Source organism: Stappia indica, from assembly GCF_001696535.1.
GTDB lineage: Bacteria > Pseudomonadota > Alphaproteobacteria > Rhizobiales > Stappiaceae > Stappia > Stappia indica.
Genome location: NZ_MBQE01000003.1, coordinates 357086 through 379520, shown reverse-complemented (window position 1 = coordinate 379520; position 22435 = coordinate 357086). Strand labels below are relative to the sequence as shown.

20 protein-coding genes are annotated in these 22435 nt (G+C 67.6%); 8 read left to right on the top strand and 12 right to left on the bottom strand.

The window, feature by feature from the left end; translation table 11 throughout:
• Positions 1-24: 24 nt before the first annotated feature.
• On the top strand, positions 25-1704 hold the full coding sequence (locus BBX35_RS13065; RefSeq protein ID WP_067220748.1) for an electron transfer flavoprotein-ubiquinone oxidoreductase: 1680 nt from the start codon (positions 25-27) through the stop codon (positions 1702-1704).
• Positions 1705-1752: 48 nt separating this feature from the next.
• Here BBX35_RS13065 and BBX35_RS13060 read toward each other — a convergent pair whose 3' ends face one another.
• From BBX35_RS13060 to BBX35_RS13050, 3 genes are all read right to left on the bottom strand, one after another.
• Positions 1753-2310: a flavodoxin domain-containing protein gene (locus tag BBX35_RS13060; RefSeq protein WP_067220745.1), complete on the bottom strand. Its 558-nt coding sequence runs from the start codon at positions 2308-2310 to the stop codon at positions 1753-1755.
• A gap of 112 nt (positions 2311-2422) precedes the next feature.
• Positions 2423-4726 carry an NADP-dependent malic enzyme gene (locus BBX35_RS13055; protein ID WP_067220743.1) on the bottom strand — a complete coding sequence of 768 codons (2304 nt, stop codon included), beginning with the start codon at positions 4724-4726 and terminating at the stop codon, positions 2423-2425.
• Positions 4727-4787: 61 nt separating this feature from the next.
• Positions 4788-5468 (bottom strand): ceramidase domain-containing protein, encoded by a 681-nt coding sequence (locus tag BBX35_RS13050; protein ID WP_067220740.1) that lies wholly within the window; start codon positions 5466-5468, stop codon positions 4788-4790.
• A 116-nt stretch (positions 5469-5584) separates the two neighbouring features.
• On the opposite strand from BBX35_RS13050, the gene moaB reads away from it, so the two are divergent.
• The 5 genes from moaB to BBX35_RS13025 all read left to right on the top strand — a co-directional run bounded on the left by moaB (position 5585) and on the right by BBX35_RS13025 (position 9876).
• Positions 5585-6142: a molybdenum cofactor biosynthesis protein B gene (gene moaB, locus BBX35_RS13045; protein WP_067220737.1), complete on the top strand. Its 558-nt coding sequence runs from the start codon at positions 5585-5587 to the stop codon at positions 6140-6142.
• A 134-nt stretch (positions 6143-6276) separates the two neighbouring features.
• Positions 6277-7245, top strand: a complete 969-nt coding sequence (locus BBX35_RS13040) for an MBL fold metallo-hydrolase (RefSeq protein ID WP_067220733.1) — start codon at positions 6277-6279, stop codon at positions 7243-7245.
• Positions 7246-7585: 340 nt separating this feature from the next.
• Entirely contained in the window at positions 7586-7819 is a 234-nt protein-coding gene (locus BBX35_RS13035; RefSeq protein WP_171901448.1) for an EF-hand domain-containing protein, read from the top strand.
• Positions 7820-7997: 178 nt separating this feature from the next.
• Positions 7998-9137 (top strand): PA0069 family radical SAM protein, encoded by a 1140-nt coding sequence (locus tag BBX35_RS13030; RefSeq protein ID WP_083206272.1) that lies wholly within the window; start codon positions 7998-8000, stop codon positions 9135-9137.
• A 76-nt stretch (positions 9138-9213) separates the two neighbouring features.
• Complete coding sequence (locus tag BBX35_RS13025; protein ID WP_067220727.1) at positions 9214-9876, top strand: ribonuclease HII; 663 nt, start codon at positions 9214-9216, stop codon at positions 9874-9876.
• A 1016-nt stretch (positions 9877-10892) separates the two neighbouring features.
• Here BBX35_RS13025 and BBX35_RS13020 read toward each other — a convergent pair.
• From BBX35_RS13020 to BBX35_RS12985, 8 genes are all read right to left on the bottom strand, one after another.
• Positions 10893-11372 (bottom strand): F0F1 ATP synthase subunit B, encoded by a 480-nt coding sequence (locus BBX35_RS13020; RefSeq protein WP_171901447.1) that lies wholly within the window; start codon positions 11370-11372, stop codon positions 10893-10895.
• Between the two features lie 10 nt (positions 11373-11382).
• Positions 11383-11949, bottom strand: coding sequence for a F0F1 ATP synthase subunit B (locus BBX35_RS13015; protein ID WP_067220722.1), 567 nt, complete (start codon positions 11947-11949; stop codon positions 11383-11385).
• Between the two features lie 114 nt (positions 11950-12063).
• Positions 12064-12291, bottom strand: a complete 228-nt coding sequence (locus BBX35_RS13010) for a F0F1 ATP synthase subunit C (RefSeq protein ID WP_067220716.1) — start codon at positions 12289-12291, stop codon at positions 12064-12066.
• A gap of 78 nt (positions 12292-12369) precedes the next feature.
• The gene (locus BBX35_RS13005) at positions 12370-13128 is read right to left on the bottom strand and encodes a F0F1 ATP synthase subunit A (protein ID WP_067220714.1); all 759 of its coding nucleotides are present in this window, start codon (positions 13126-13128) and stop codon (positions 12370-12372) included.
• 83 nt (positions 13129-13211) lie between these two features.
• Complete coding sequence (locus BBX35_RS13000) at positions 13212-13574, bottom strand: AtpZ/AtpI family protein (protein WP_067220711.1); 363 nt, start codon at positions 13572-13574, stop codon at positions 13212-13214.
• 217 nt (positions 13575-13791) lie between these two features.
• On the bottom strand, positions 13792-17262 hold the full coding sequence (gene smc / locus BBX35_RS12995; protein WP_067220709.1) for a chromosome segregation protein SMC: 3471 nt from the start codon (positions 17260-17262) through the stop codon (positions 13792-13794).
• 146 nt (positions 17263-17408) lie between these two features.
• Positions 17409-18047, bottom strand: coding sequence for a DsbA family protein (locus tag BBX35_RS12990; RefSeq protein ID WP_067220706.1), 639 nt, complete (start codon positions 18045-18047; stop codon positions 17409-17411).
• Positions 18048-18230: 183 nt separating this feature from the next.
• Positions 18231-18803, bottom strand: a complete 573-nt coding sequence (locus tag BBX35_RS12985) for a DUF721 domain-containing protein (RefSeq protein WP_208979836.1) — start codon at positions 18801-18803, stop codon at positions 18231-18233.
• A gap of 183 nt (positions 18804-18986) precedes the next feature.
• Here BBX35_RS12985 and mutY point away from each other — a divergent pair, with 183 nt between their 5' ends.
• Together mutY and BBX35_RS12975 are read left to right on the top strand one after the other, a co-directional pair.
• Positions 18987-20081, top strand: coding sequence for an A/G-specific adenine glycosylase (mutY, locus tag BBX35_RS12980; RefSeq protein WP_067220701.1), 1095 nt, complete (start codon positions 18987-18989; stop codon positions 20079-20081).
• A gap of 86 nt (positions 20082-20167) precedes the next feature.
• Positions 20168-20713 (top strand): 2OG-Fe(II) oxygenase, encoded by a 546-nt coding sequence (locus tag BBX35_RS12975; protein ID WP_067220698.1) that lies wholly within the window; start codon positions 20168-20170, stop codon positions 20711-20713.
• A 10-nt stretch (positions 20714-20723) separates the two neighbouring features.
• Here BBX35_RS12975 and BBX35_RS12970 read toward each other — a convergent pair whose 3' ends face one another.
• Positions 20724-22223: an AMP nucleosidase gene (locus tag BBX35_RS12970; RefSeq protein ID WP_083206271.1), complete on the bottom strand. Its 1500-nt coding sequence runs from the start codon at positions 22221-22223 to the stop codon at positions 20724-20726.
• Between the last annotated feature and the right edge of the window lie 212 nt (positions 22224-22435).

Below are 22435 nucleotides of genomic sequence, written 5' to 3'. Positions count from 1 at the left end.
ACGCGGCACGAGAGGGAGAGAGGCATGAGCGACACGGAGACGCTTGGCGAACGCGAGAGCATGGAGTTCGACGTCGTCATCGTCGGCGCGGGACCGGCGGGACTGTCGGCGGCCATCAGGCTCAAGCAGATCGCCAATGAAAAGGGCGAAGAGCTGTCCGTCGTCGTGCTGGAAAAGGGCTCCGAGGTCGGCGCCCACATCCTGTCGGGCGCGGTGGTGGATCCCATCGGCGTCGACCGGCTGCTGCCGGGCTGGCGCGAGGAGGCCGACACGCCCTTCAAGACGCCGGTGACCGCCGACCATTTCCTGGTGCTGGGCCCCGCAGGCTCCATGCGGCTGCCGAACATCATGATGCCGTCCCTGATGAACAATCACGGCAACTACATCGTCTCGCTCGGCAATGTCTGCCGCTGGCTGGCGGAGAAGGCCGAGGCGCTCGGCGTCGAGATCTATCCCGGCTTTGCCGCGGCCGAAGTGCTTTACGACGACACCGGCGCCGTGGTCGGCGTTGCCACCGGCGACATGGGCATCGGCCGGGACGGCAAGCCCAATGCCAATTTCACCCGCGGCATGGAGCTGCGCGGCAAGTATGTCCTCATCGCCGAGGGCGTGCGCGGATCGCTGGCCAAGGAGCTGATCGCCCGCTTCGATCTCGATGCGAATTCCGACGTGCCGAAGTTCGGCATCGGCATCAAGGAGCTGTGGCAGGTCGACCCGTCCAAGCACCGCCCGGGCCTCGTTCAGCACAGCTTCGGCTGGCCGCTCGACAACAAGACCGGCGGCGGCTCGTTCCTCTATCACCTTGAGGACAACCAGGTCGCGGTCGGCTTCGTTGTTCACCTCAACTACAAGAACCCCTACCTCTCCCCGTTCGAGGAGTTCCAGCGGTTCAAGACCCATCCGGCGATCCGCGAGACGTTCGAGGGCGGCAAGCGCATTTCCTACGGCGCGCGCGCGATCACCGAGGGTGGCTTCCAGTCGGTGCCCAAGCTCTCCTTCCCCGGCGGCCTGCTGATCGGCTGCTCCGCCGGCTTCGTCAACGTGCCGCGCATCAAGGGCTCGCACAACGCGATGCTGTCCGGCATGCTGGCGGCGGAGGAAGTCATGGCCGCGCTCGGCCGCGGCGAGACGAATGCCGAGCTTGCCGGCTACGACACGGCCTGGCGCGAAAGCGAGATCGGCCAGGACCTGAAGAAAGTCCGCAACGTCAAGCCGCTGCTGTCGCGCTACGGCACGCTGCTCGGCACCATGCTCGGCGGCCTCGACATGTGGACGAACGAGCTGTTCGGCTTCTCCTTCTTCGGCACCGTCTCGCACGGCAAGCGGGATTCGGAGAGCCTGGAGCCGGCCGCGAAGCACAGCCCGATCGCCTATCCCAAGCCGGACGGCAAGGTGTCCTTCGACAAGCTCTCCTCGGTGTTCCTGTCGAACACCAACCACGAGGAAGACCAGCCGATCCACCTCAAGGTGAAGGACATGGCGCTGCAGAAGGCATCGGAGCACGATGTCTATGCCGGGCCTTCGAACCGCTATTGCCCGGCCGGCGTCTACGAGTGGATCGAGGAAGGCGAGGACGCCCCGCGCTTCCAGATCAACTCGCAGAACTGCGTCCACTGCAAGACGTGCGACATCAAGGACCCGAACCAGAACATCACCTGGACGGTTCCGGAAGGCGCGGGCGGCCCGAACTACCCGAACATGTAAGAGACGGCCGCAGCCGCGGCCCGGACAAGCGCAGGCAGGGAAACGTCGTCAGGCGAATTCCCTGCCCGCCTCCAGCGTCTCGCGCACGAACGTGTCGACGAAGCGCTCCAGCGCCGGCCAATCGGTGAACTCCATGTCGCCGGACGGCGCCATCTCCACGCCCTTCTGCCGCAGGATGCGGTGGATCACCCAGCGCTTCAGCGCGCCCATCTGCCGGTCGTGCACGGCGCCCGCCGCCAGATGCAGATGCGTCGGCTCCCAATCTAGCTCGTCGAACATCGCTTCTGCCGCCTCGCGGGCATTGGCGATGTCCTGCGCCTCCGTGGACGATGCCGACAGACTGACGGAGATGAAGGCGGTCGGCACCCGGTCGAGCCGCACGCGTTGCCGGCGGATGAAGTCGAGCATTTCCGGCTGGTGACGGCCGACATGCAGCGAGGCGGCGAGCACCGCCGCATCGAACGAGCCCAGCTCCAGCGAGGCCGCTGCCCTGGCATCGACCAGGGTCGCGCTATGCCCCGCGCCCTTGAGCTGCGCGGCCACCTGCTCCGATATCCTGCGCGTCTGTCCCTCGGTCGTGGCGTAGACCACGAGGAAGTGTGCCATTCCGTCCATCCTGCCGTGCCGCGTCCGGCCTTGCAGGTTGCATCAGGCGGACGAAGCTTTCATGACGGAAGTCAACACGATCAAGATGTAGCCGGCAAAGGAAATCGCACCCTCAGGTGCGATTTCGCGTCTGCGCCTCCACGGCGGCGAAGGCGGACATGTTGACGACGCCGCGCGAGGTGACCGACGGCGTCAGGATGTGCACCGGCTTTGCGGTGCCGAGCAGGATCGGGCCGACATGCAGGCTGTCGGTCATCACCTTCACCAGGTTGAGCGCGATGTTGGCGGCGTCGAGCGAGGGGAAGACGAGAAGGTTCGCCTCTCCGGTCAGGCGCGAATCCGGCATCACCCGGCCGCGCATGGCCAGCGACAGGGCGCTGTCGCCGTGCATCTCGCCGTCGACTTCCAGATCCGGCGCCATCTCCTTCAGCAGCTCCAGGGCGGCGCGCATCTTGTCGGCCGAGGCCATGTCGCGGGAGCCGAAGTTCGACGCGGACAGGAGCGCCGCGCGCGGCGTGATGCCGAAGCGGCGGATTTCCTCGGCCGCCAACATCGTCGTCTCGGCGATCTCGCGCGCCGAAGGATCGATGGTGACATAGGTGTCGGTGAAGAAGGTCGCGCCGTTCGAGTTGATCAGCAGCGACAGCGCCGAGAAGTCCTGCACGCCCGGCGCATTGCCGATGATGCCGCGCACGTCGGCAAGGTGCTTGGAGTAGCGCCCTTCCAGGCCGCAGATCAGCGCATCCGCCTCGCCCCGGTGCAGGGCCAGCGCGCCGATCACCGTGGTGTTGGAGCGCACCATGGTGCGGGCCGCTTCCGGCGTCACGCCACGCCGGCCGACCAGCGTGAACAGCGTGTCGACATAGTCGCGATACCGCGGATCGTCTTCCGGGTTGATGAACTCGAAGTCGCGACCCGGACGGATCTTCAGGCCGAAGCGCTCGCAGCGGCTCTCGATCACCGAGGGACGGCCGATCAGGATCGGGCGCGCCAGCCGGTCTTCCAGCAGCACCTGCGCCGCGCGCAGCACGCGCTCGTCCTCGCCGTTGGAATAGATGATCCGCGTCTCGCTGGAGCGGGCGGCGGCGATGATCGGCTTCATGATCATGCCGGAGCGGAACACGAAGCGGTTCAGCCGGTCGTGATAGGCGTCGAAGTCGTCGATCGGCCGCATCGCGACGCCGGTCTCCATCGCCGCGCGGGCCACCGCCGGGGCGATGCGCAGGATCAGGCGCTGGTCGAACGGCGAAGGGATCAGGTATTTCGGGCCGAAGGTCTCGGTCACGCCGCCATAGGCGCGCGCCGCCACTTCCGAGGGCTCCTCGCGCGCCAGCTCCGCGATGGCGGTCACGGCGGCGAGCTTCATCTCCTCGTTGATCGTGGTCGCGCCCACGTCCAGCGCGCCGCGGAAAATGTAGGGGAAGCACAGGACGTTGTTGACCTGGTTCGGATAGTCCGACCGCCCGGTGCACATCATCACGTCGTTGCGCACGGCAAGCGCGGCTTCCGGCATGATCTCCGGCTTGGGGTTGGCCAGCGCCATGATCAGCGGCTTTTCGGCCATCGCCTCGACCATCTCCGGCTTCAGCACGCCGGCGGCCGACAGGCCGAGGAAGACGTCGGCGCCGGGGATGACATCGGCCAGCGTGCGCGCGTCCGTTTCCTGCGCGAAGACCGACTTCCACTCGTCCATCAGGGTCTCGCGGCCCTTGTAGACGACACCCTCGATGTCGCTGACGAAGATGTTCTCGCGCGAGGCGCCGAGCGAGACCAGCAGGTTGAGGCAGGCGAGCGCTGCCGCGCCCGCGCCGGAGGCGACGATCTTCACCGCCGCGATGTCTTTGCCGGCCAGTTCCAGCGCGTTCTTCACGGCCGCCGCGACGATGATCGCCGTGCCGTGCTGGTCGTCATGGAAGACCGGAATGTTCATCCGCTCGCGCAGGGCGCGCTCGATCATGAAGCATTCGGGGGCCTTGATGTCCTCTAGGTTGATGCCGCCGAAGGTCGGCTCGAGCACGGCGACCGCATCGACGAACTTGTCGACGTCCAGCTCGTCCACCTCGATGTCGAAGACGTCGATGCCGGCAAACTTCTTGAAGAGGACGGCCTTGCCTTCCATCACCGGCTTGGAGGCCAGCGGACCGATGGCGCCGAGGCCCAGCACTGCGGTGCCGTTCGACACAACGCCGACGAGGTTGCCGCGCGCGGTGTATTCGGCGGCGAGCGAGGGATCGCGGGCGATCTCAAGGCAAGGAGCCGCGACGCCCGGCGAATAGGCCAGCGCCAGGTCGCGCTGGTTGCCCAGCGGCTTGGTCGACTGGATCTCCAGCTTTCCCGGGCGCGGATGGCGGTGGAAATAGAGCGCGGCCTCATCCAGATCGTTGACGGGCGTATTGTCGGTTTTCTTGTCGGTCATCGCGATCCACTACTCGATGCTGGCTGGCGGCAGGGCTGTCGGCACATCCGGGACGGCGCGGTCACCGGCTGTTCGTGTCCGTCCTGTCGACAGCGCGGTAAACCGGCGCGACCAGGACGAGAATGCGAATCAGCAGGTACAGGACCAGCGCGTTCAGGCAATGCCATACGAAATGCGTCCCCAAAGGGAAAGACGGGCAAAATGGGATATCACTCGTTCTGAAAGCAAGCGAAATTACGAAGATCGCTCCGGTCAGCGCCAGAGGCATGCTGGCCGGCGGACAGCGCCGTGCCGCGGCCGCCGCCACGGCGAAAATCGCGAGGGCTGCCGGTGCATAGCCGGCGGAAGATCCGAGCACCTGCGACAGGAGCGGCGCCGCGCCGTAGCTCGCCGCAAGAAACGCCAGCGTCACGCCGATCGACCAGGCGAGACCGAGCCGCAGGATCCGCCGCATCGCCAGGAAGAAATAGGCGTAGATGAACACCGCGATCGGCAGCACGTCGGCCAGTGCCGCCCAGCGGGTGGCGACGGTGTGGAACAGGAACGAGCCGATGCCGACGCAGGCCACCACCACGATCAGGAACAAGGTGCCGCCATCGCCCGCCGCCTGCCGGCGCCACAGCATCCAGGCGGCGAAGGCCGCCAGCAGGAAGGCGCCGTTGGTGACCGCATTGACCGGCTCGGACCAGAACTCCGGTCCCAGCCGCTCGCAATAGGCATCGATCGGTGTCGTCCAGTCCATCTTCCGCTCCCCTGCCCCCGCCGACGCGTTGGCATCTCTGGCGCCCGAGTGTGACCCGCCCTATCCTTGCGGGCAAATGCTACCCGCCGTCAGGCCGCAAGAGGATCATCACGCCGATGCATCGCATTGATGACAGCCGCCCCTTCGTTCCGCTCAACATTGCCGTCCTCACCGTGTCGGACACCCGCTCGCTGGAGGAGGACCGCTCCGGCGGCACGCTGGTCGCCCGGCTGCAGGAGGCCGGCCACCGCCTTGCCGACCGCGCCATCGTCACCGACGACGTGGAGAAGATCCGGGCAGCCGTGAAGGCCTGGACCGCCTCGCCGGACGTCGACGTGGTGATCACCACCGGCGGCACCGGCTTCACCGGGCGCGACGTCACGCCGGAGGCCATCGAGCCGCTGTTCGAGAAGAAGATGGACGGCTTTTCCGAGGTCTTCCACCGCATCTCCTACGACAAGATCGGCACCTCGACGATCCAGTCGCGCGCGACCGGCGGCGTGATCGACGCCACCTATGTCTTCGTCCTGCCCGGCTCCCCCGGCGCCTGCAAGGATGCCTGGGACGGCATTCTCAAATGGCAGCTCGACTACCGGCACATGCCCTGCAACTTCGTGGAGATCATGCCCCGGCTCGACGAGCACCTGAAGCGCGGCAAGCTGCGCGAGGCCTGAGCCGCCGCCCGCCCGCGCGGGCCCTTGCTTCACGGATGCGTGATCGCCGCTTCCCCCGATGCCGGCGGGGCCTAAGTGCCGCAACGGAGCTTTGTTGATCCCAGCTTTGTTGATCCCAGGGAGGGTAGAACGACATGATCGAACTCAGTCTCAACCGCCGGACGCTGCTGACAGGGGCTGCCGTCACCGCCATTGCGGCCCCGGCCGTCATTTCCGGCGCGACGCGCGCGCGCGCGGAGGCCCCGATGCTCGGCGCAGCAAACCCGAACTTCAACCGCATCAAGCTCGGCGACTTCGAGGTCACCACCATTCTCGATGCGGCGCGCGCCATGGACGGGCCGCACCCGACCTTCGGCGAGAACCAGGAGGCCGGCACCGTCGCCGAGCTGCTGGAGGCCAACAACCTGCCGTCCGAGAAGATGGTCAACGGCTTCACGCCGGTGCTCGTCAACACCGGCTCGCAGCTGATCCTGTTCGACACGGGCCTCGGCGGCGACGCCGGCACGCTGGCGAGCCAGCTTGCGGCGGCCGGCTACACGCCGGAGCAGGTCGACATCGTCGTGCTGACCCACATGCACCCGGACCATATCGGCGGATTGATGAGCGGCGGCGCGCCGACCTATCCGAATGCCCGCTATGTCGCCGGCCAGGCCGAGTACGACTTCTGGTCCGCCGAGGAGCGCATGTCCGGCCCGACCGAGCGCGTCGCCACGCTGGTGCGCTCCAACGTCACGCCGCTGGCCGAGAAGATGACCTTCATCGGCGACGGCGGCGAGGTGGTCTCCGGCATCACCGGTATCGACACCTCCGGCCACACGCCGGGCCACATGTCCTTCCACGTGGAGAGCGGCGGCAAGCGGCTGCTGATCTGGGGCGACGTCGCCAACCATTTCGTCGCCTCGATCCAGCGGCCGGACTGGCATGTCCGCTTCGACATGGACAAGGAGAAGGCCGCCGCGACACGCAAGCGGATCTTCGACATGGTGGCGACCGACGGGGTCCCGGTCACTGGCTATCACATGCCTTTCCCGGCCCTCGGCTACATCCAGGCGACCGGCGAAAGCTACCGCTGGAACCCGGCGGCCTATCAGTTCGCCCTTTGACGAATTCGCCTTTCGGGCCATTCGCCCGCCTACAAGCCGTGTGACAGTCGCAGCCCCGGAGCCTCTCCGGGGCTGTTTCGTTTCCGCAACCCCTGTCGTTTGTACCTATATATTCTGAGCAACGCGGCGAAACCCCGCAGATTTCCTGAATAGATCCGACTTCACAATCCGGACACATCTTTGTTACGCCATTGTTTCTCCCCGAAAAGACCCTTCCGACAACGCGGACGAGCCCAGATGGGGCACCACCTTTTCTCTCGTGGACGGCACGACGCCCCCACCGGTACACACAGACCAAGACCTGCGGTACCGAATACAGGCTCACATGGAGGCCAACACCATGAAGAAGACTCTGATCGCCCTTGCGGCCCTCACCTTTGCCGGCACCGCCTACGCCCAGGACACGTCCTTCGCGACGGCCGACGCCGACCAGAGCGGCGACCTGACCTTCACCGAGGTCACTGCCGTGATGCCGAACGTCACCGAGGAGGCATTCACCGCCGCCGACACCGACGGCAACGGCACGCTGTCCGAGGCCGAGTACACGGCCATGCTCGAGAAGAGCGGCGGCTGATCCAGCCACTGCTACCTGCCCGACCGCCCCGTCTCTCCCTGCAGAGACGGGGCGGTCTGCATTTCGGCCCCTGTTTCTTTGCCCCTCATCTCCCCCGCCTCGTCTGCCCGCTTCCCAGGCGGATTTGTTCCTGTTATGTTCCTAGTCATCGACCCACAGGGAACATCCGGGAAGTCCCATGGCCATTCCGGCACACACGCACCCCACCGAGACAGATCTGCCGGACGCCTCCGAGGAGGCGCTGTCGGCCAGCGTCAACGCCCATCGCGGCCGCGGCCGGGCCGCCGGCCTCAACATGGCCGGCCGCTACGAGAAAGAGAGCCGCGACAGTTTCGACGACGGCTGGGGCAGCCTCGACGAGCTTCCCCCGCTCAAGACCCATGTGCAGGAAGAGCGGGCGCGCACGATCATCACGCGCAACGAATCGCCGGACATTTCCTTCGACCGCTCGATCAATCCCTATCGCGGCTGCGAGCACGGCTGCATCTACTGCTTTGCCCGGCCCAGCCACGCCTATATCGGCCTGTCGCCCGGCCTCGACTTCGAGACGCATCTGACGGTGAAGCCCAATGCGGCCGAGTTGCTGGAGCGCGAGCTGTCGAGCCCGAGCTACAGTCCGCGCACCATTGCCATCGGCACCAACACCGACCCCTATCAGCCGATCGAGCGGGAGCGGAAGCTGATGCGCGAGATCCTCTCCGTGCTCGACCGGTGCAACCACCCGGTCGGCATCGTCACCAAGTCGGCGCTTGTGCTGCGCGATCTCGACATCCTGGCGCCGATGGCCGAGCGCGGGCTGGTGCGTGTCGCCCTCTCCGTCACCACGCTCGACCGCAAGCTCGCCCGCGCGATGGAGCCGCGCGCGGCAACGCCGGCCAAGCGGCTGGAGGCGATCCGCGGCCTGTCGCAGGCCGGCATTCCCACCTCGGTGATGATCGCGCCGGTGATCCCGGCGCTCACCGATTCCGAGATGGAACGGATTCTGGAGGCGGCGTGCGAGAACGGCGCCACCGGCGCCGGCTACATCCTGTTGCGGCTGCCCATCGAGGTCAGCCCGCTGTTCCGCGACTGGCTGCTGCGCCACCGGCCGGACAGCTTCCGCCATGTCATGAACCTCATCCGCTCCATGCGCGGGGGCAAGGACTACGATGCCCAATGGGGCAAGCGCATGCGCGGCGACGGCCCCTATGCCAAGCAGCTCGCCAACCGTTTCGCGCTCGCCTGCAAGCGGCTGGGGATCAACCGCAGCCGCAAGTCGCTGACCACCGAACTGTTCATCCCGCCGACCGCCGGCGGTGTGCAGCTTCAGCTGTTCTGAGACAAAACCGCGCAAGCCCGGTGGATTTCGAAAGATTGCAGTTGCGCCGGCGCGCGCCAGGCGGAACCTTGGCGACATGTATCTTTCGCTGTCCACCGCCCTTGAGCTCGCCCTGCCGGCGGATCTCGACCCCTTGGCCGAGCATGCCCTGTCACGGCAGTTCGAAGGACGGCTCGCGGGCATCGACGAAGCGGGCCGCGGCCCGTGGTCCGGGCCGGTCGCAGTGGCCGCCGTCATTCTCGACCATCAGGCGGTCCCCGACGGGCTGGCCGATTCCAAGAAACTGACCGAGGCGCGCCGCGAACAGCTCTACGAGGAGATCCTCGAGACCTCCTTCGTGGCGGTGGCGCTCGCCTCGCCGCGCGAGATCGATGCGCGCAACATCCGCGCGGCAACCCTGCTCGCCATGGCCCGCGCGGCCCGCGCCCTTCCCGTTGCCCCGCTCGCCTGCCTGATCGACGGGCGCGACGTGCCTCCCGGCCTGCCCTGCCCGGGACAGGCCGCCATCAAGGGCGACGGCCGGCTCTTGTGCATCGCCGCCGCCTCCATCGTCGCCAAGGTCACCCGCGACCGGCTGATGGCCCGCATGGACCAGGTCTTTCCCGATTACGGATTTGCCGGGCACAAGGGCTACGGCACCGCCCGCCACGCTGCCGCGCTGACAGAGAAGGGCGCCTGCCCGCTGCACCGCCGCAGCTTCCGTCCCGTCGCCGTGGCGCTGGGTCTGCGCGACGACTAGGCGGGGCGGAGATGCCGGTAGAGGGCAGGGCGCAGGAGCGGCGGAAACGATCCTCCGACATGAACCCTGGGCGCAGGATGTCATCCCGGTTTCGGCGAAGCCGAAGACCGGGAACCAGTACCCCCGAAAGATAACGGCTCAGGCCCTGGCGCTGCCGCCGGACAGCCGGAGACGACCGCTTTCGCGCCACCATCCGCTCCGGCGGATACTGGATACCTGCCTTCGCAGGTATGACAGCCGAAGATGTGGTGAGCGCCTCCCGCCTCACACCTGCCGAGCGTGCCAATGGGTCTCGGCTCTCCGGCATCGCCTGCGGCCGGAATGACGGCTTGAGAACGCGGCACGGCCTCACCTCCCCTCGGCCGTCACCCCGGCCAAGCGTGAGCTGCGCGCCGGGGCGCATTCGTTCCCGGAACGGTGGCGGGAGCCCGCCCACCTCTCGGTTCGTCATCCCGGGCAAGCGAAGCGCGACCCGGGACCGGAGAGCCAAGGGCCGCGCGACAGGCTCCCGAACACCGCCGCAAACGCCAGTGCCTCCCCGATCCCGGATCTTCGGCCTTCGGCCTCGTCCGGGAAGACGAAAGGAGAGACTGGAGCAGGAGACAGACGGGCCTGCTGGCACGGCGGAAACGATCCTCTGACATGAACTCCGCGCGCAGGATGTCATCCCGGTTTCGGCGAAGCCGAAGACCGGGAACCAGTACCCCCGAAAGATAACGGCTCAGGCCCTGGCGCTGCCGCCGGACAGCCGGAGACGACCGCTTTCGCGCCACCATCCGCTCCAGCGGATACTGGATACCTGCCTTCGCAGGTATGACAGCCGAGGATGTGGTGAGCGCGTCACGCACCTCTCCGCCCTTGAGGGGGAGATGTCGGCGCAGCCGACAGAGGGGCGCAGCGCCCGCCGCGATCTCCTGCGAACCGCAGCGTCTGCAACGACCTCCCGATCAACCGCACAAACGAAAACGGCCCCGCAAGCGGGGCCGTCTCGAAGCTGTATGGAGGGGAAACCCGTCTCAGTTGAGGCGCGTCTTCACTTCCTCGATGCTCTTGGCCAGCAGCTCGTCGCCGACATTGCCGGCGACCTTCTTGGCGAGGATCGTCTCGGCGGCGGCCACCGCGATATCGGCGGCGCGTGCACGCACTTCCGAAATCGCCTGGGACTCGGCCTGGGCGATCTTGCGCTCGGCAGCGGCTGTGCGGCGGGCGATCAGGTCCTCGAGGGCAGCGTTGGCCTCGAGCGTCAGGCGGTCGGCCTCGCGCTTGGCTTCGGCGACGATGCCTTCGGCCTCGCTTTCGGCCTCCTGGCGGCGGCGCTGGTAGTCGGCCAGCAGGGCCTGAGCCTCCTCGCGCAGACGGCGGGCGTCCTCAAGCTCCTTGCGGATCGACTCGGCGCGCTTGTCCAGAGAGGTCCCGATCATCCCGGGAACCTTGACATAGACGATAATCGCCAGAAAGATGATGAGGCCGACGAAAGACCATGCAGTAGCGTCCATCAGTCTGTCCTCACTTCATCGCCGAATCGACGGCTTTGTTCAGTTCGGTCGCAGTCGGCGCCTTGCCGATCAGAGCCTCGACCAGCGAGCTGGTGGTCTCCGTGGCAATCTCGCTGACATTGCCCAGCGCGGCGGCCTTGACCTCGGCGATGCGGGCCTCAGCCTGCGACAGCTTCTCGGCGAGACCCTTTTCGGTCTCGGCGCGGCGACGGTCGACGTCGGCCTTCAGCTTCTCGCGGGTTTCCTGGGCGATCTTGTGAGCGTTGTTGCGAGCTTCCGCCAGCGCCTGCTCATAGGCGGCGATCGCGGCGTTGCTCTCTTCATTCAGACGGTTCGCCTCGGCGATGTCGCCGGCGATCCGGTCGCGGCGATCCTCCAGGATGCCGCTGAGGCGCGGCAGAGCCACCTTGCTCATGATCCAGTAGAGCAGGCCGAAGGTGATCGCGAGCCAGAGCAGCTGCGAAGGATAGGTCGTCCCGTCGAAAGGAGGGAACGTGCCGACCGAATGTTCGTCGGCCGGGATCTCGATGACAGCGTTGGTGCTGCCGTGTTGGGTCTCGGCGCCGGTCGTGGCCATTATCATCTCCAATGCCGCAGCCATGCTCGCATCGCGCCTGGCGCGAAGCGCCGGCCGGGCGCGTCATGCGCCCGGCCGGAAAGTTTGCGTCGCTGACGCAATCCGACGTCGTTATCAGACGGCGAAAAGCAGGAGAAGGGCGACGAGAAGCGAGAAAATGCCGAGCGCCTCGGTCACGGCGAAGCCGAAAATGAGGCGGCCGAACTGGCCATCGGCGGCAGACGGGTTGCGCAGGGCGCCCGACAGGTAGCTGCCGAAGATGTTGCCGAGGCCGAGAGCGGTACCGGCCATGCCAAGGCAGGCGAGACCCGCACCAATGTACTTTGCTGCTTCAGCTTCCATGACACTAGCTCCTTGAGGTGAGATTGCAGCGACGTAACGACGGCCCCGCCTTATTGCGGGGCCGAACCAAACTGACTTTTAGTGGCTCGGATGCAGCGCATCGTTGAGGTACATGCAAGTCAGAACCGTGAAAACATAGGCCTGCAGGAAGGACACCAGGAATTCCAGCCCGGTGATCGCGACAGTCATCGCGAGCGGCAGGATCGACAGGGCCGGCCCCATGATGCCCAGGCCCTCGGCGGCGATCAGCGAGGTGACGAAACCGGCGAAAACCTTCAGCGTGATGTGGCCCGCCAGCATGTTGGCAAACAGACGCACGGACAGGCTGACCGGACGCGACAGGAACGAGATGATCTCGATCGGCGTCACCAGGATGTACAGCACCGGCGGCACACCGTCAGGCATGAACAGCTTGAGGAACTTCGCACCGTGCTTGGCGAAGCCGTAGATCATCACCGTGCCGATCACCAGCATCGACAGCGCGAAGGTGACGATCAGGTGGCTGGTGACGGTGAAGAAGTAGGGAACCATGCCGAGCAGGTTGGCGATCAGCACGAACATGAACAGCGAGAAGACCAGCGGGAAGAATCGCATTCCCTCGTTGCCGGCGGCATTTCTCAGCGTGTTCGCCACGAACTCGTAGGACATCTCGGCGACTGACTGCCAGCGCCCGGGAACCAGACCGCGTCCGCTGGTGGACATGATCAGGAACATCGCCACGACAGCCGTGGTCGCGACCATGAACAGCGAGGAATTGGTGAAGGAAAGATCGAGGCCACCGACCTCAATCGGAACGAGCTTGGTGATCTTGAACTGAGAGATCGGATCGTTCGCCACCGGGTCAGCCCCTCGTCTAGCGGTCGCATGGCACGCCGGCGCGCGAATCCCTTTCGCTCACCGGCCTGAATTCGGGTTTTAAACTATCCGTCGCGCGTCCTGTCCTGCTGCTCCGCGATCAAGCCGGCAGAGCGCAAGACGTTCAGCACGCCCGCGACGAACCCCAACAAGAGGAAGACGATCAAGCCCCATGGACTCGTGCCGAACCCCTTGTCGATCAACCAGCCTATGACCGCCCCGACCAGAACACCTGCGACGAATTCCGTCGACAGTTTCATGGCCTGGGCAAAGCCCTGCCCCGTACCCGAGGACGACACGTTTTTCCGGCTTTCGGCCTGTGTCGTCTTTTCCTCGAGCGCCCGTGCAAGCCGGCTTCTTCGCTCGGACAGTTCCGCTTCCGTTGGCCGTGCGTCCTGCACGTCCGGTTCGTTCTCGTTCGGAGACATTGATGCGGTCCCCTCTCCCGATACGCTCCGGCGTACGCCGCCGACCCCTGGAAGCCGGGCGCACCATAGTCGGCGCCCCTGCCCCTGTCAAGAACACGCAGAAAACAGCCAAACCATTGTTATAAATGCACTTTCAGGACGGAAACGAGGCTGCGTCGAACTGTCCGCCGGCGCATCTGCACAGGACCGTGTTGCATCGCACGGTAGCGGCGGGGACTCAGACCGTCTCGAGGAAGCGCTCTGCGGTCTGCAGATCCACCGAAACCAGCTGGGAAACGCCGCGTTCGGCCATCGTCACGCCGAACAGACGGTTCATCCGGGCCATGGTGATCGGGTTGTGGGTGATCACCACGAAGCGGGTCGCCGTGCTGCGGGTCATTTCGTCGAGAAGGTCGCAGTAGCGCTCGACATTGGCATCGTCGAGCGGGGCGTCCACCTCGTCCAGCACGCAGATCGGCGCCGGATTGGTCAGGAACACGGCGAAGATCAGCGCCATCGCCGTCAGCGCCTGCTCGCCGCCGGACAGCAGCGTCATGGTCTGCGGCTTCTTGCCGGGCGGGCGGGCGACGATCTCCAGGCCCGCGTCCAGCGGGTCCTCGGCATCGACCAGCTGCAATTCGGCGGTGCCGCCGCCGAACAGATGCGTGAACAGCCGCTGGAAATGTCCGTTCACCGTGTCGAAGGCGGAGAGCAGGCGCTCGCGCGCCTCGCGGTTGATGTTGGAGATCGCCCCGCGCAGCCGCTTGATCGCCTCGATCAGGTCGTCGCGCTCGCCGACCAGCGAGCCGCGCTGGCCCTCGATCTCGGAGAGTTCGTCCTCGGCGCGCAGGTTGACGCCGCCGAGCCGCTCGCGCTCGGCCTTCAGCCGCTCCACCCGGCGCTCGATGCCGTCCGGCTCGGGGAGCGGTGCCCCCTCCTTCAGCCCGGCCAGTCCCGGCAGGGCGGAGACGGCGACTTCCAGCGCCTCGTCGATTCGCGCCTCGATCTCGCTCTTGCGTCCCGTTGCGGCGGTCAGCCGCTCCTCGGCGCGGATCCGCCGCTCGCGCGCTTCGCCCAGCATCGACAGCGCCTGATGCGCCTGCTGGTCGGCCTCGCGCTGCTTCGCCTCGGCGGTGGCCAGCGCATCGTCGGCGACGCGGCGCGCCTCCTCCGCGGCCGAGATCTCGCTCAGCAGCGACCGGCGCTTGAGCTCGATGTCCTCCGGCGCCTCCATCAGCTCCATGCGCTCTTCCTCGGCGGCGGCGATGCGCTCGCCCAGCACCTCGATCTGCTGGCGCGCCCCGGCCGCACGCTGGATCCAGCTCGCCCGCTCGCGGGCGATGGCCTCCAGCCGCCGGCGGCGCAGTTCGCTCTCGCGCGCCAGCCCGTCGGCCGCCGCCTGCTCGCGCGACAGCGCGGCGCGCGCTTCCGCCGCCTCCGCCCGCGCGGCATCGATCGCCGCCTGCAGCCCCTCGCTGCCGGAAATCTCCTCCAGCGCGGCGGCGGTCATTTCCGCCGCCTCGCGCCCTTCGGCAAGGTCGCCGGCCAGCCGCTCCACGGTGGCGCGCAGGCCCGCAAGGCGCGCCTCGGCCTCCGCATGGGTGCGCTCCAGCCGCAGCACCTCCTGCCGCGCCGCATCGGCGGCGGAGCGCGCCGCGCGCACGTCCTGGCGCGCCGTCTCCTCGGCCGCGCCGGCACCGGCCAGCGCAGCTTCGGCCGCGGCAAACGCCTCGCGCAGGGTCTCCAGTTGCTCGGCAGCGCCGGCGATTTCCAGCTCCAGCGCTGCCAGCCGGTTCTTGCGGGCAAGCCGCTGCGCGGCCGCGGTCGGCGCGTCGGCGGAGACGGTGAACCCGTCCCAGCGCCACACCGCGCCCTCGCGGCTGACCAGCCGCTGCCCCGGCTTCAGCTGGCGCATCAGGCCCGCCGCCGCTCCATCCTCGACAAGGCCGATCTGGGCAAGGCGCCGCGCCAGCGCCGCCGGGGCGCGCACCACCTCGGAGAGAGGCCGGCAGCCGGCGGGAAGCCTGGGGTCGCCGGCCAGCGTGCCGCCGTCCGCGGCCTCCGCGCTCCAGCGCATCGGCGCATCGCCGCCGACGGGGGCGTCGAGATCCTCGCCGAGCGCTGCCCCCAGCGCCGTCTCGAAGCCCGGCTCCACCGTCATCGCCTCGACCACGGCCGGCCATTCGCCGGCCTGTCCGGCGGACAGCACCTCCTGCAGCGTGCGCGCTTCCGTCTCCAGCCGCGACAGCGCAGCGTCCGCATCGCCAAGCGGCCGGCGCGCCGCGTCGACGGCAGCCCGGTGGCTGCGGGTGCGCTCCTCGGCCTCCAGCACGCGCTCTTCGGCGAGATCCAGCCGGCCTTCCGCGTCGAGCAGCGCCTCGCGTCCCATTTCCAGCGCCGGCGCGCCCTCGATATCGGCTTCCAGAGCGGCGACCTGCGCCGCCGCCTCGCCATGCTGGGCGACCAGCCGCTCGGCCCGCTGCACCGCCGTACGATGCGCCTCCTCCAGCTGGCGCCTGCGGGCGACCACGCCCGCCTGTTCTTGGGTCAGAGCCGACAGCCGTTCCTCGGCCGCGGCCACGATCTCGCTCGCCGCCTCCACCGCAAGTCGCGCTTCCTCGGCGCGCTCCTCCTGCGACAGGTCCTCGCCGCGCAGCTCTTCCTCTTCGTCCGCGAGCAGCGACAGATGCTCGTCGTTCTCGGAAACGAGCGCCTGCTCGCGGGCGATGTCCTGATGCAGCTGCTGCAGGCGGCCGGTCAGGTCCGACAGGCGCTCGCGGATGCGGCGCTCCTCGCCGTCCAGCTCGTTGCGGGCGATGACCAGCCGCTGCACGGCCGCGCCCGCCCGGGCCGCCGCCTCGCGCATCTCCGGCACCTTGTGGGCGGAGATCGCCTGGTTCTTCGCCGCTTCCGCCTGGGCCAGCGACACCAGCCGCACGCCCTCCTCGGCCTCGGCAAACTCGGCTTCCGCCGCCTTCAACCTGTCTCGGCAGTCGATCCAGCGCAGATAATAGAGCCCGGCCTCGGCGGAGCGGATCTCGGCGGACAGGTTGCGGAAGCGGCTCGCCTGCCGGGCCTGGCGGCGCAGGCTGTCGAGCTGGCCGTCGATCTGGACCAGCACGTCCTCCAGCCGCTCCAGGTTCTGCTCGGCAGCCCGCAGGCGCAGCTCCGCCTCGTGGCGGCGCGAATGCAGGCCGGAAATGCCGGCGGCCTCTTCCAGGATCTGGCGGCGGGAGGTCGGCTTGGCGGCGATCAGCTCGCCGATCTGGCCCTGGCGCACGAGCGCGGGCGAGCGCGCGCCGGTCGAGGCGTCGGCGAACAGCAGCTGGACGTCGCGGGCGCGCACATCGCGGGAATTGATCTTGTAGTTGGATCCCGCCTCGCGCTCGATCCGCCGCGTCACCTCCACCGCATCGCTGTCGTTGAAGCCGGCCGGCGCGGTGCGATCCGCATTGTCGAGGAAGAGCGTGACTTCGGCGGTGTTGCGCGCCGGGCGGTTGAGGCTGCCGGAGAAGATGACGTCGTCCATGCCGGACGCGCGCATGTTCTTGTAGGAGTTCTCGCCCATCACCCAGCGCAGGGCCTCGACGAGATTGGACTTGCCGCAGCCGTTCGGCCCGACGACGCCCGTCAGGCCGTCGCCGATGATGAATTCCATCGGCTCGACGAAGGATTTGAAACCGAGGACGCGGAGCTTGTTGAACTTCATGGGCGCAGCGTCAGGAGGCGGGCGGGGCGGTCACGCCCCGTAAGCAGGCAGCCGGCGGGGCGATCACGCCCCGCGCATGGGTCCGCTCGCCCGCCATGGCCCGCGCGCGGGCAGCCGCCGGCGCCCGGGCACCGGCGGGACCGGTCCTAGAGATACTTGGCAGCTTCCTTGTCGAGTTCCTCAGGCGAGATCGCACCGTTGACCTTGTTGCCGTTGAAGAAGAATGTCGGCGTCGAGTTGACCCCGAACTCGCTCGAAGCACGGTCGCGCGTCGCATTGATCCCGTCAAGCAGAGCCTGATCGGTCAGGACCTTTTCGAAGCTTTCCTGGGTGAAGCCGATCTGCTTGGCGAAATTCAGCAGCGAGTTGTACGGGTCCTGGGTGAAGGCCCAGGCACGCTGCTCGGCGAACATGAAGTCGACCACCTCGAAATATTTGTCCTCCGGCACCGAGCGCGCCAGCATGAAGGCGGCCGAGGCGACGGGGTCGAGCGGGAACTCGCGGAAGACGAAGCGCGCCTTGCCGGTCTCCACATACTCCTTCTTGAGATGCGGATAGGTGTTCTTGTGGAAGTTGGCGCAGTGACCGCAGGTCATCGAGGCATATTCCACGATCGTCAGCGGCGCATCCTCGTTGCCCAGCACCTTGTCGGGCAGCGTGCCCGGCTTCATCAGCTCCTCGACGTTGACCGACTGGGCGAAGGCCGGCATCGCCGGCAGCACGGTTCCGGCCAGGAGAAGGCCGGCGGAGGAACGCAGGATCAACTGTCGACGGTTCAGGCTCACGAGTATCTTCCCACTGAATGAATGGTTTTATCGCCACCGGTGTTTACCGGCTTTCGCGCGGATTTCAAACGACATGCAGAATGTGGCGGCATTGGGAGCGCGCAAAACGGCAGAGTTCCGCCGGCTTCACAAGATCGCGAGCAGTCGCCGGGCGCAGGCGGGAAGCGCGTCAAGCCCACGCGGTCAGCGCGTGCGGGCCAGCACCGCCCGGCCGAGCCGTTCGAGGGCGGCACCCAGCGGCGTGCCCTCGACCGGGGCGAGACGCTCGTGCAGTTCCGCCTCCTCCTCGCCGGTCAGCGGACGCAACTTCGGCGGCGGCTGGCGGCGTCGGTCGGTGACCGGGCGCTGCAGGATGCGGATGCGCTCGACCGCGGCCCAGCCGAAGAAGCCGTTGATGCGCTCGACCAGCTGCGGCATCTCGTGCGTCAGCAGCAGCGCGGTCGCCCCGTCCGTCTGCACAACCAGCGTCGCCGGGCGCGGGGTCTCGTCGAACTCGCCGCCGCGGCTGCCGCGCGGCCAGTCCAGCCGGATCGGCTGCACCCGGCCGGCATAGCGCTCGCCGACGATCTCCGGCCAGTCGGAGAGAAGGTCTGCGGCGGCAAAGCCCCGCTTGCGGCAGGCGGGCTCCAGCGTCTTGCCGATCAGGTCGGCAAGCGGACGCGCGCGCGTCACCCGGCGCATGTAGCCGGTGGCCGCTCCCGTATTCGTCCTGCTGGTCGACCTGCCGCCGGGTCGATATTGGCGCGAATCAGTCATGTCCCTTGTTTCACGCGCGAATTGCGACCCTTTTGCGACGCGGCGGCCACCATGCCTCTTCGATCACCGTTGTCCCCGTTCTCCCGGCGTTTCCCGCCCTTTCGCCCTCCCGTCCACAGGCAGCGGCGCCCATGAAACACGTTGGGCTTGAAATCGCGCCGCGCCGCCCGATCCTCATGCTCCATGACCGCCGCCCACACCGCCTCCGCCCCCGATCTCGCCGCAGCCCTGCTCGCCTGGTACGACCGCCATGCGCGCGTGCTGCCCTGGCGCATCTCGCCGCGCGACCGTGGGCACGGCCATGCGCCCGATCCCTACCGGGTGTGGCTTTCCGAGATCATGCTGCAGCAGACGACGGTGCAGGCGGTGAAGCCCTATTTCGCCGCCTTCACCGAGCGCTGGCCGACGGTCGCCGATCTCGCCGCGGCGGACGAGGCCGACGTGATGAAGGCCTGGGCGGGGCTCGGCTACTATTCGCGGGCGCGCAATCTCAAGGCCTGCGCCGAGGCGGTCGTGCGCCACCATGGCGGCACCTTCCCCGATACCGAGGAAGGCCTGCGCGCCCTGCCCGGCATCGGCCCCTATACGGCCGCTGCCATTGCCGCCATCGCTTTCGACCGGCCGGCCGCCGTGGTCGACGGCAATGTCGAGCGCGTCACCTCGCGCCTGCATGCCATCGAGACGCCCCTGCCCGCCTCAAAGCCCGACATCCGGTCCGCCGTCGCGCTGATGGTGCCGCACGAGCGGCCGGGCGACTTCGCGCAGGCGATGATGGATCTCGGCGCCAGCCTGTGCAGTCCGCGCAAGCCCGCCTGCGCCCTTTGCCCATGGTCCGCTCCGTGCGAGGCACGGCGCCTCGGCATCGCCGAAACCCTGCCGGTCAAGCAGCGCAAGGCGGCAAAGCCCACCCGCTTCGGCCTCGCCTTCGTCGTCAAGCGCGAGGACGGCGCGGTGCTGCTGCGCCGCCGCCCGCCCAAGGGCCTGCTCGGCGGCATGAGCGAACCGCCCGTCAGCGCCTGGGGAGAGGATGTCGACGGCGGCGACTTCACCCTGCTGCCTCCGGAACTTGCTGCCGCGCGGCTGCGCTGGACGCGCGTTGCCAGCGACGTCCGTCACACGTTCACCCATTTCCATCTGGAGCTTGCGGTCTGGCATGCCACGGCGCCGATGGGCCTTGCCGCACCCGAAGGCTGCTGGTGGTCGGCGCCTTCCGACCTCGGCGAGGAGGCGCTGCCGACGGTGATGCGCAAGGCGGTCGAGGCGGGCATCAGCGCCTGACGCAGGGTCCCTCCGCAATTCGATTGCGTTTTGCCAAGAACTGCCGCATAGACGCGCACCTTTCGCCGTTGCGGAGACTTCGGCCGATGTTCACGCATTCCATTCCGGCATTGTTTTCCAAAGAAGAAGCGCGCGAGGTCATCCGCCTTGCGGACGAGGCGCAGATGGCGGCGGGCGGTCTCGTCGGCGGCCTTCACCACAATATCCGCCGGGCCGAGATCGCCTGGCTCGACGACACCGGCACTGCCGCCTGGGTGATGGAGCGGGTCGTCTCGGCGGTGGCGCAGGCCAACCGCGAGCATTTCGACTTCGACATCACCGACTTCGGCGAGCGGCTGCAGGTCGCGACCTACGACGAGAGCAATGCCGGCCATTACGACTGGCATTCCGACATCGGCGACGGCCCCATCGCGCGGCGGCGCAAGCTGACCATCGTGGTGCAGCTGAGCGAGCCGGCCGGCTACCAGGGCGGCGAGCTGCAGATCAATCTGGGCGGCGCCGTGTGGGCGGCCGAGCGCGGCATCGGCGATGCCACGCTGTTCGCCTCTTTCATGCTGCACCGGGTGGCGCCGGTCACCTTCGGCCGCCGCAACTCGCTCACCTGCTGGTGCCACGGGCCGCATTTCCGCTGAACGGGAAGCCCTACTGGAACGCGGTCTCGGCGAAGGAGCGCAGCTTTCTGGAGTGCAGCCGCTCGCGCGGCATCGCCCGCAGGATCTCCATGCTGCGGATACCGATGCGCAGATGCTGCGCCACCTGCCGCTTGTAGAAATCCGTCGCCATGCCCGGCAGCTTGAGTTCGCCGTGCAGCGGCTTGTCGGAGACGCAGAGCAGCGTGCCGTAGGGCACGCGGAAGCGGAAGCCGTTGGCCGCGATCGTCGCCGATTCCATGTCCAGCGCGATGGCGCGCGACTGGGAGAAGCGCTGCACCGGTTCGCGGTGGTCGCGCAGTTCCCAGTTGCGGTTGTCGATGGAGGCGACCGTGCCCGTGCGCATCACCCGCTTCAGCTCGTAGCCGGCAAGGCCGGTGATCTCCTCCACCGCCCGCTCCAGCGCCACCTGCACCTCGGCCAGCGGCGGGATCGGCACCCAGGTCGGCAGGTCCGCATCCAGCACGTGGTCCTCGCGCACATAGCCATGGGCCAGCACGTAGTCGCCGAGCTTCTGGCTGTTGCGCAGGCCGGCGCAGTGGCCCAGCATCAGCCAGGCATGCGGGCGCAGCACCGCCACATGGTCGGTGATCGTCTTGGCGTTGGACGGACCGACGCCGATATTGATCATGGTGATGCCGGAGGCATCGGGCCGCACCAGATGATAGGCCGGCATCTGCGGCAGCCGCATCGCCACTTCCTGGCGCTCGCTCCCCGCCTCCGTCACCAGGTTCCCCGGCTCGACGAAGCGGGTGTAGCCGCTTTGCGGATCGGCCATCAGCTCCTGCGCCAGCCGGCAGAACTCGTCGATATAGAACTGGTAGTTGGTCAGGATGACGAAGTTCTGGAAGTGCTCGGCCGCCGTCGCAGTGTAGTGCTGCAGCCGGTGCAGCGAATAGTCGACGCGCGGCGCGGTGAAGGGCGCCAGCGGCCGCGGCGCGCCGGCCGGCACCTCGAAGGTGCCGTTGACGATGGCATCGTCCAGGATCGACAGGTCCGGCAAGTCGAAGACATCGGCCAGCGGGCGCTGCAGCACCTCCGCCGCCCCTTCCACATGGGTGCCGTCGTAGAAGGCGAAATGCAGCGGGATCGGCAGCGCGCTGATGCCCACCTCCACCGGTACCTCGTGATTGCGCAGCAGCAGCTCGATCTGCTCCTTGAGGTAGCCGCCGAACAGGTCCGGGCGCGTCACCGTCGCGGAATGGATGCCGGGGCCCGACACGAAGCCGTAGGCCAGCCGGCTGTCGATGCGCGAATGGGTGGCGGTGACGATCCGCACTTCCGGATAGCAGGCCCGCACCCGCCCTTGCGGAATGCGGCCGGCCAGGAAGTCGGCAAAGGCGTCGCGCAGGAAGGCGGTGTTGGTCTCGAACAGCTCCCGCAGCCGGTCGACGGCGGCCTGCGCGTCGGTGAAGGCCTCGTAAGGCACATGCGGCGGCTCCCAGCTCGCCTGCTCCTGCGCCGGATCGATGTTCGTGAACTCGTTGCCCATGGGCGTGCCTTTCTTTCTCTTGTTATTCTGGCAAGCCATTATGAAATTTCCTGCGTGGGCCGAAAAGTTTTTTCTCGAACCGTTTTCGCAGTGATCGCAAGGCCCCGGCCGTTAACCTTCCCGCCGCCGCAGGTCTTGCATTTCGCAAGCGCCGAATCCGCCCGTCCGGAAAATCGGCAGGCCATGCAGGGCATTAGGCAAACCTTGCCGGG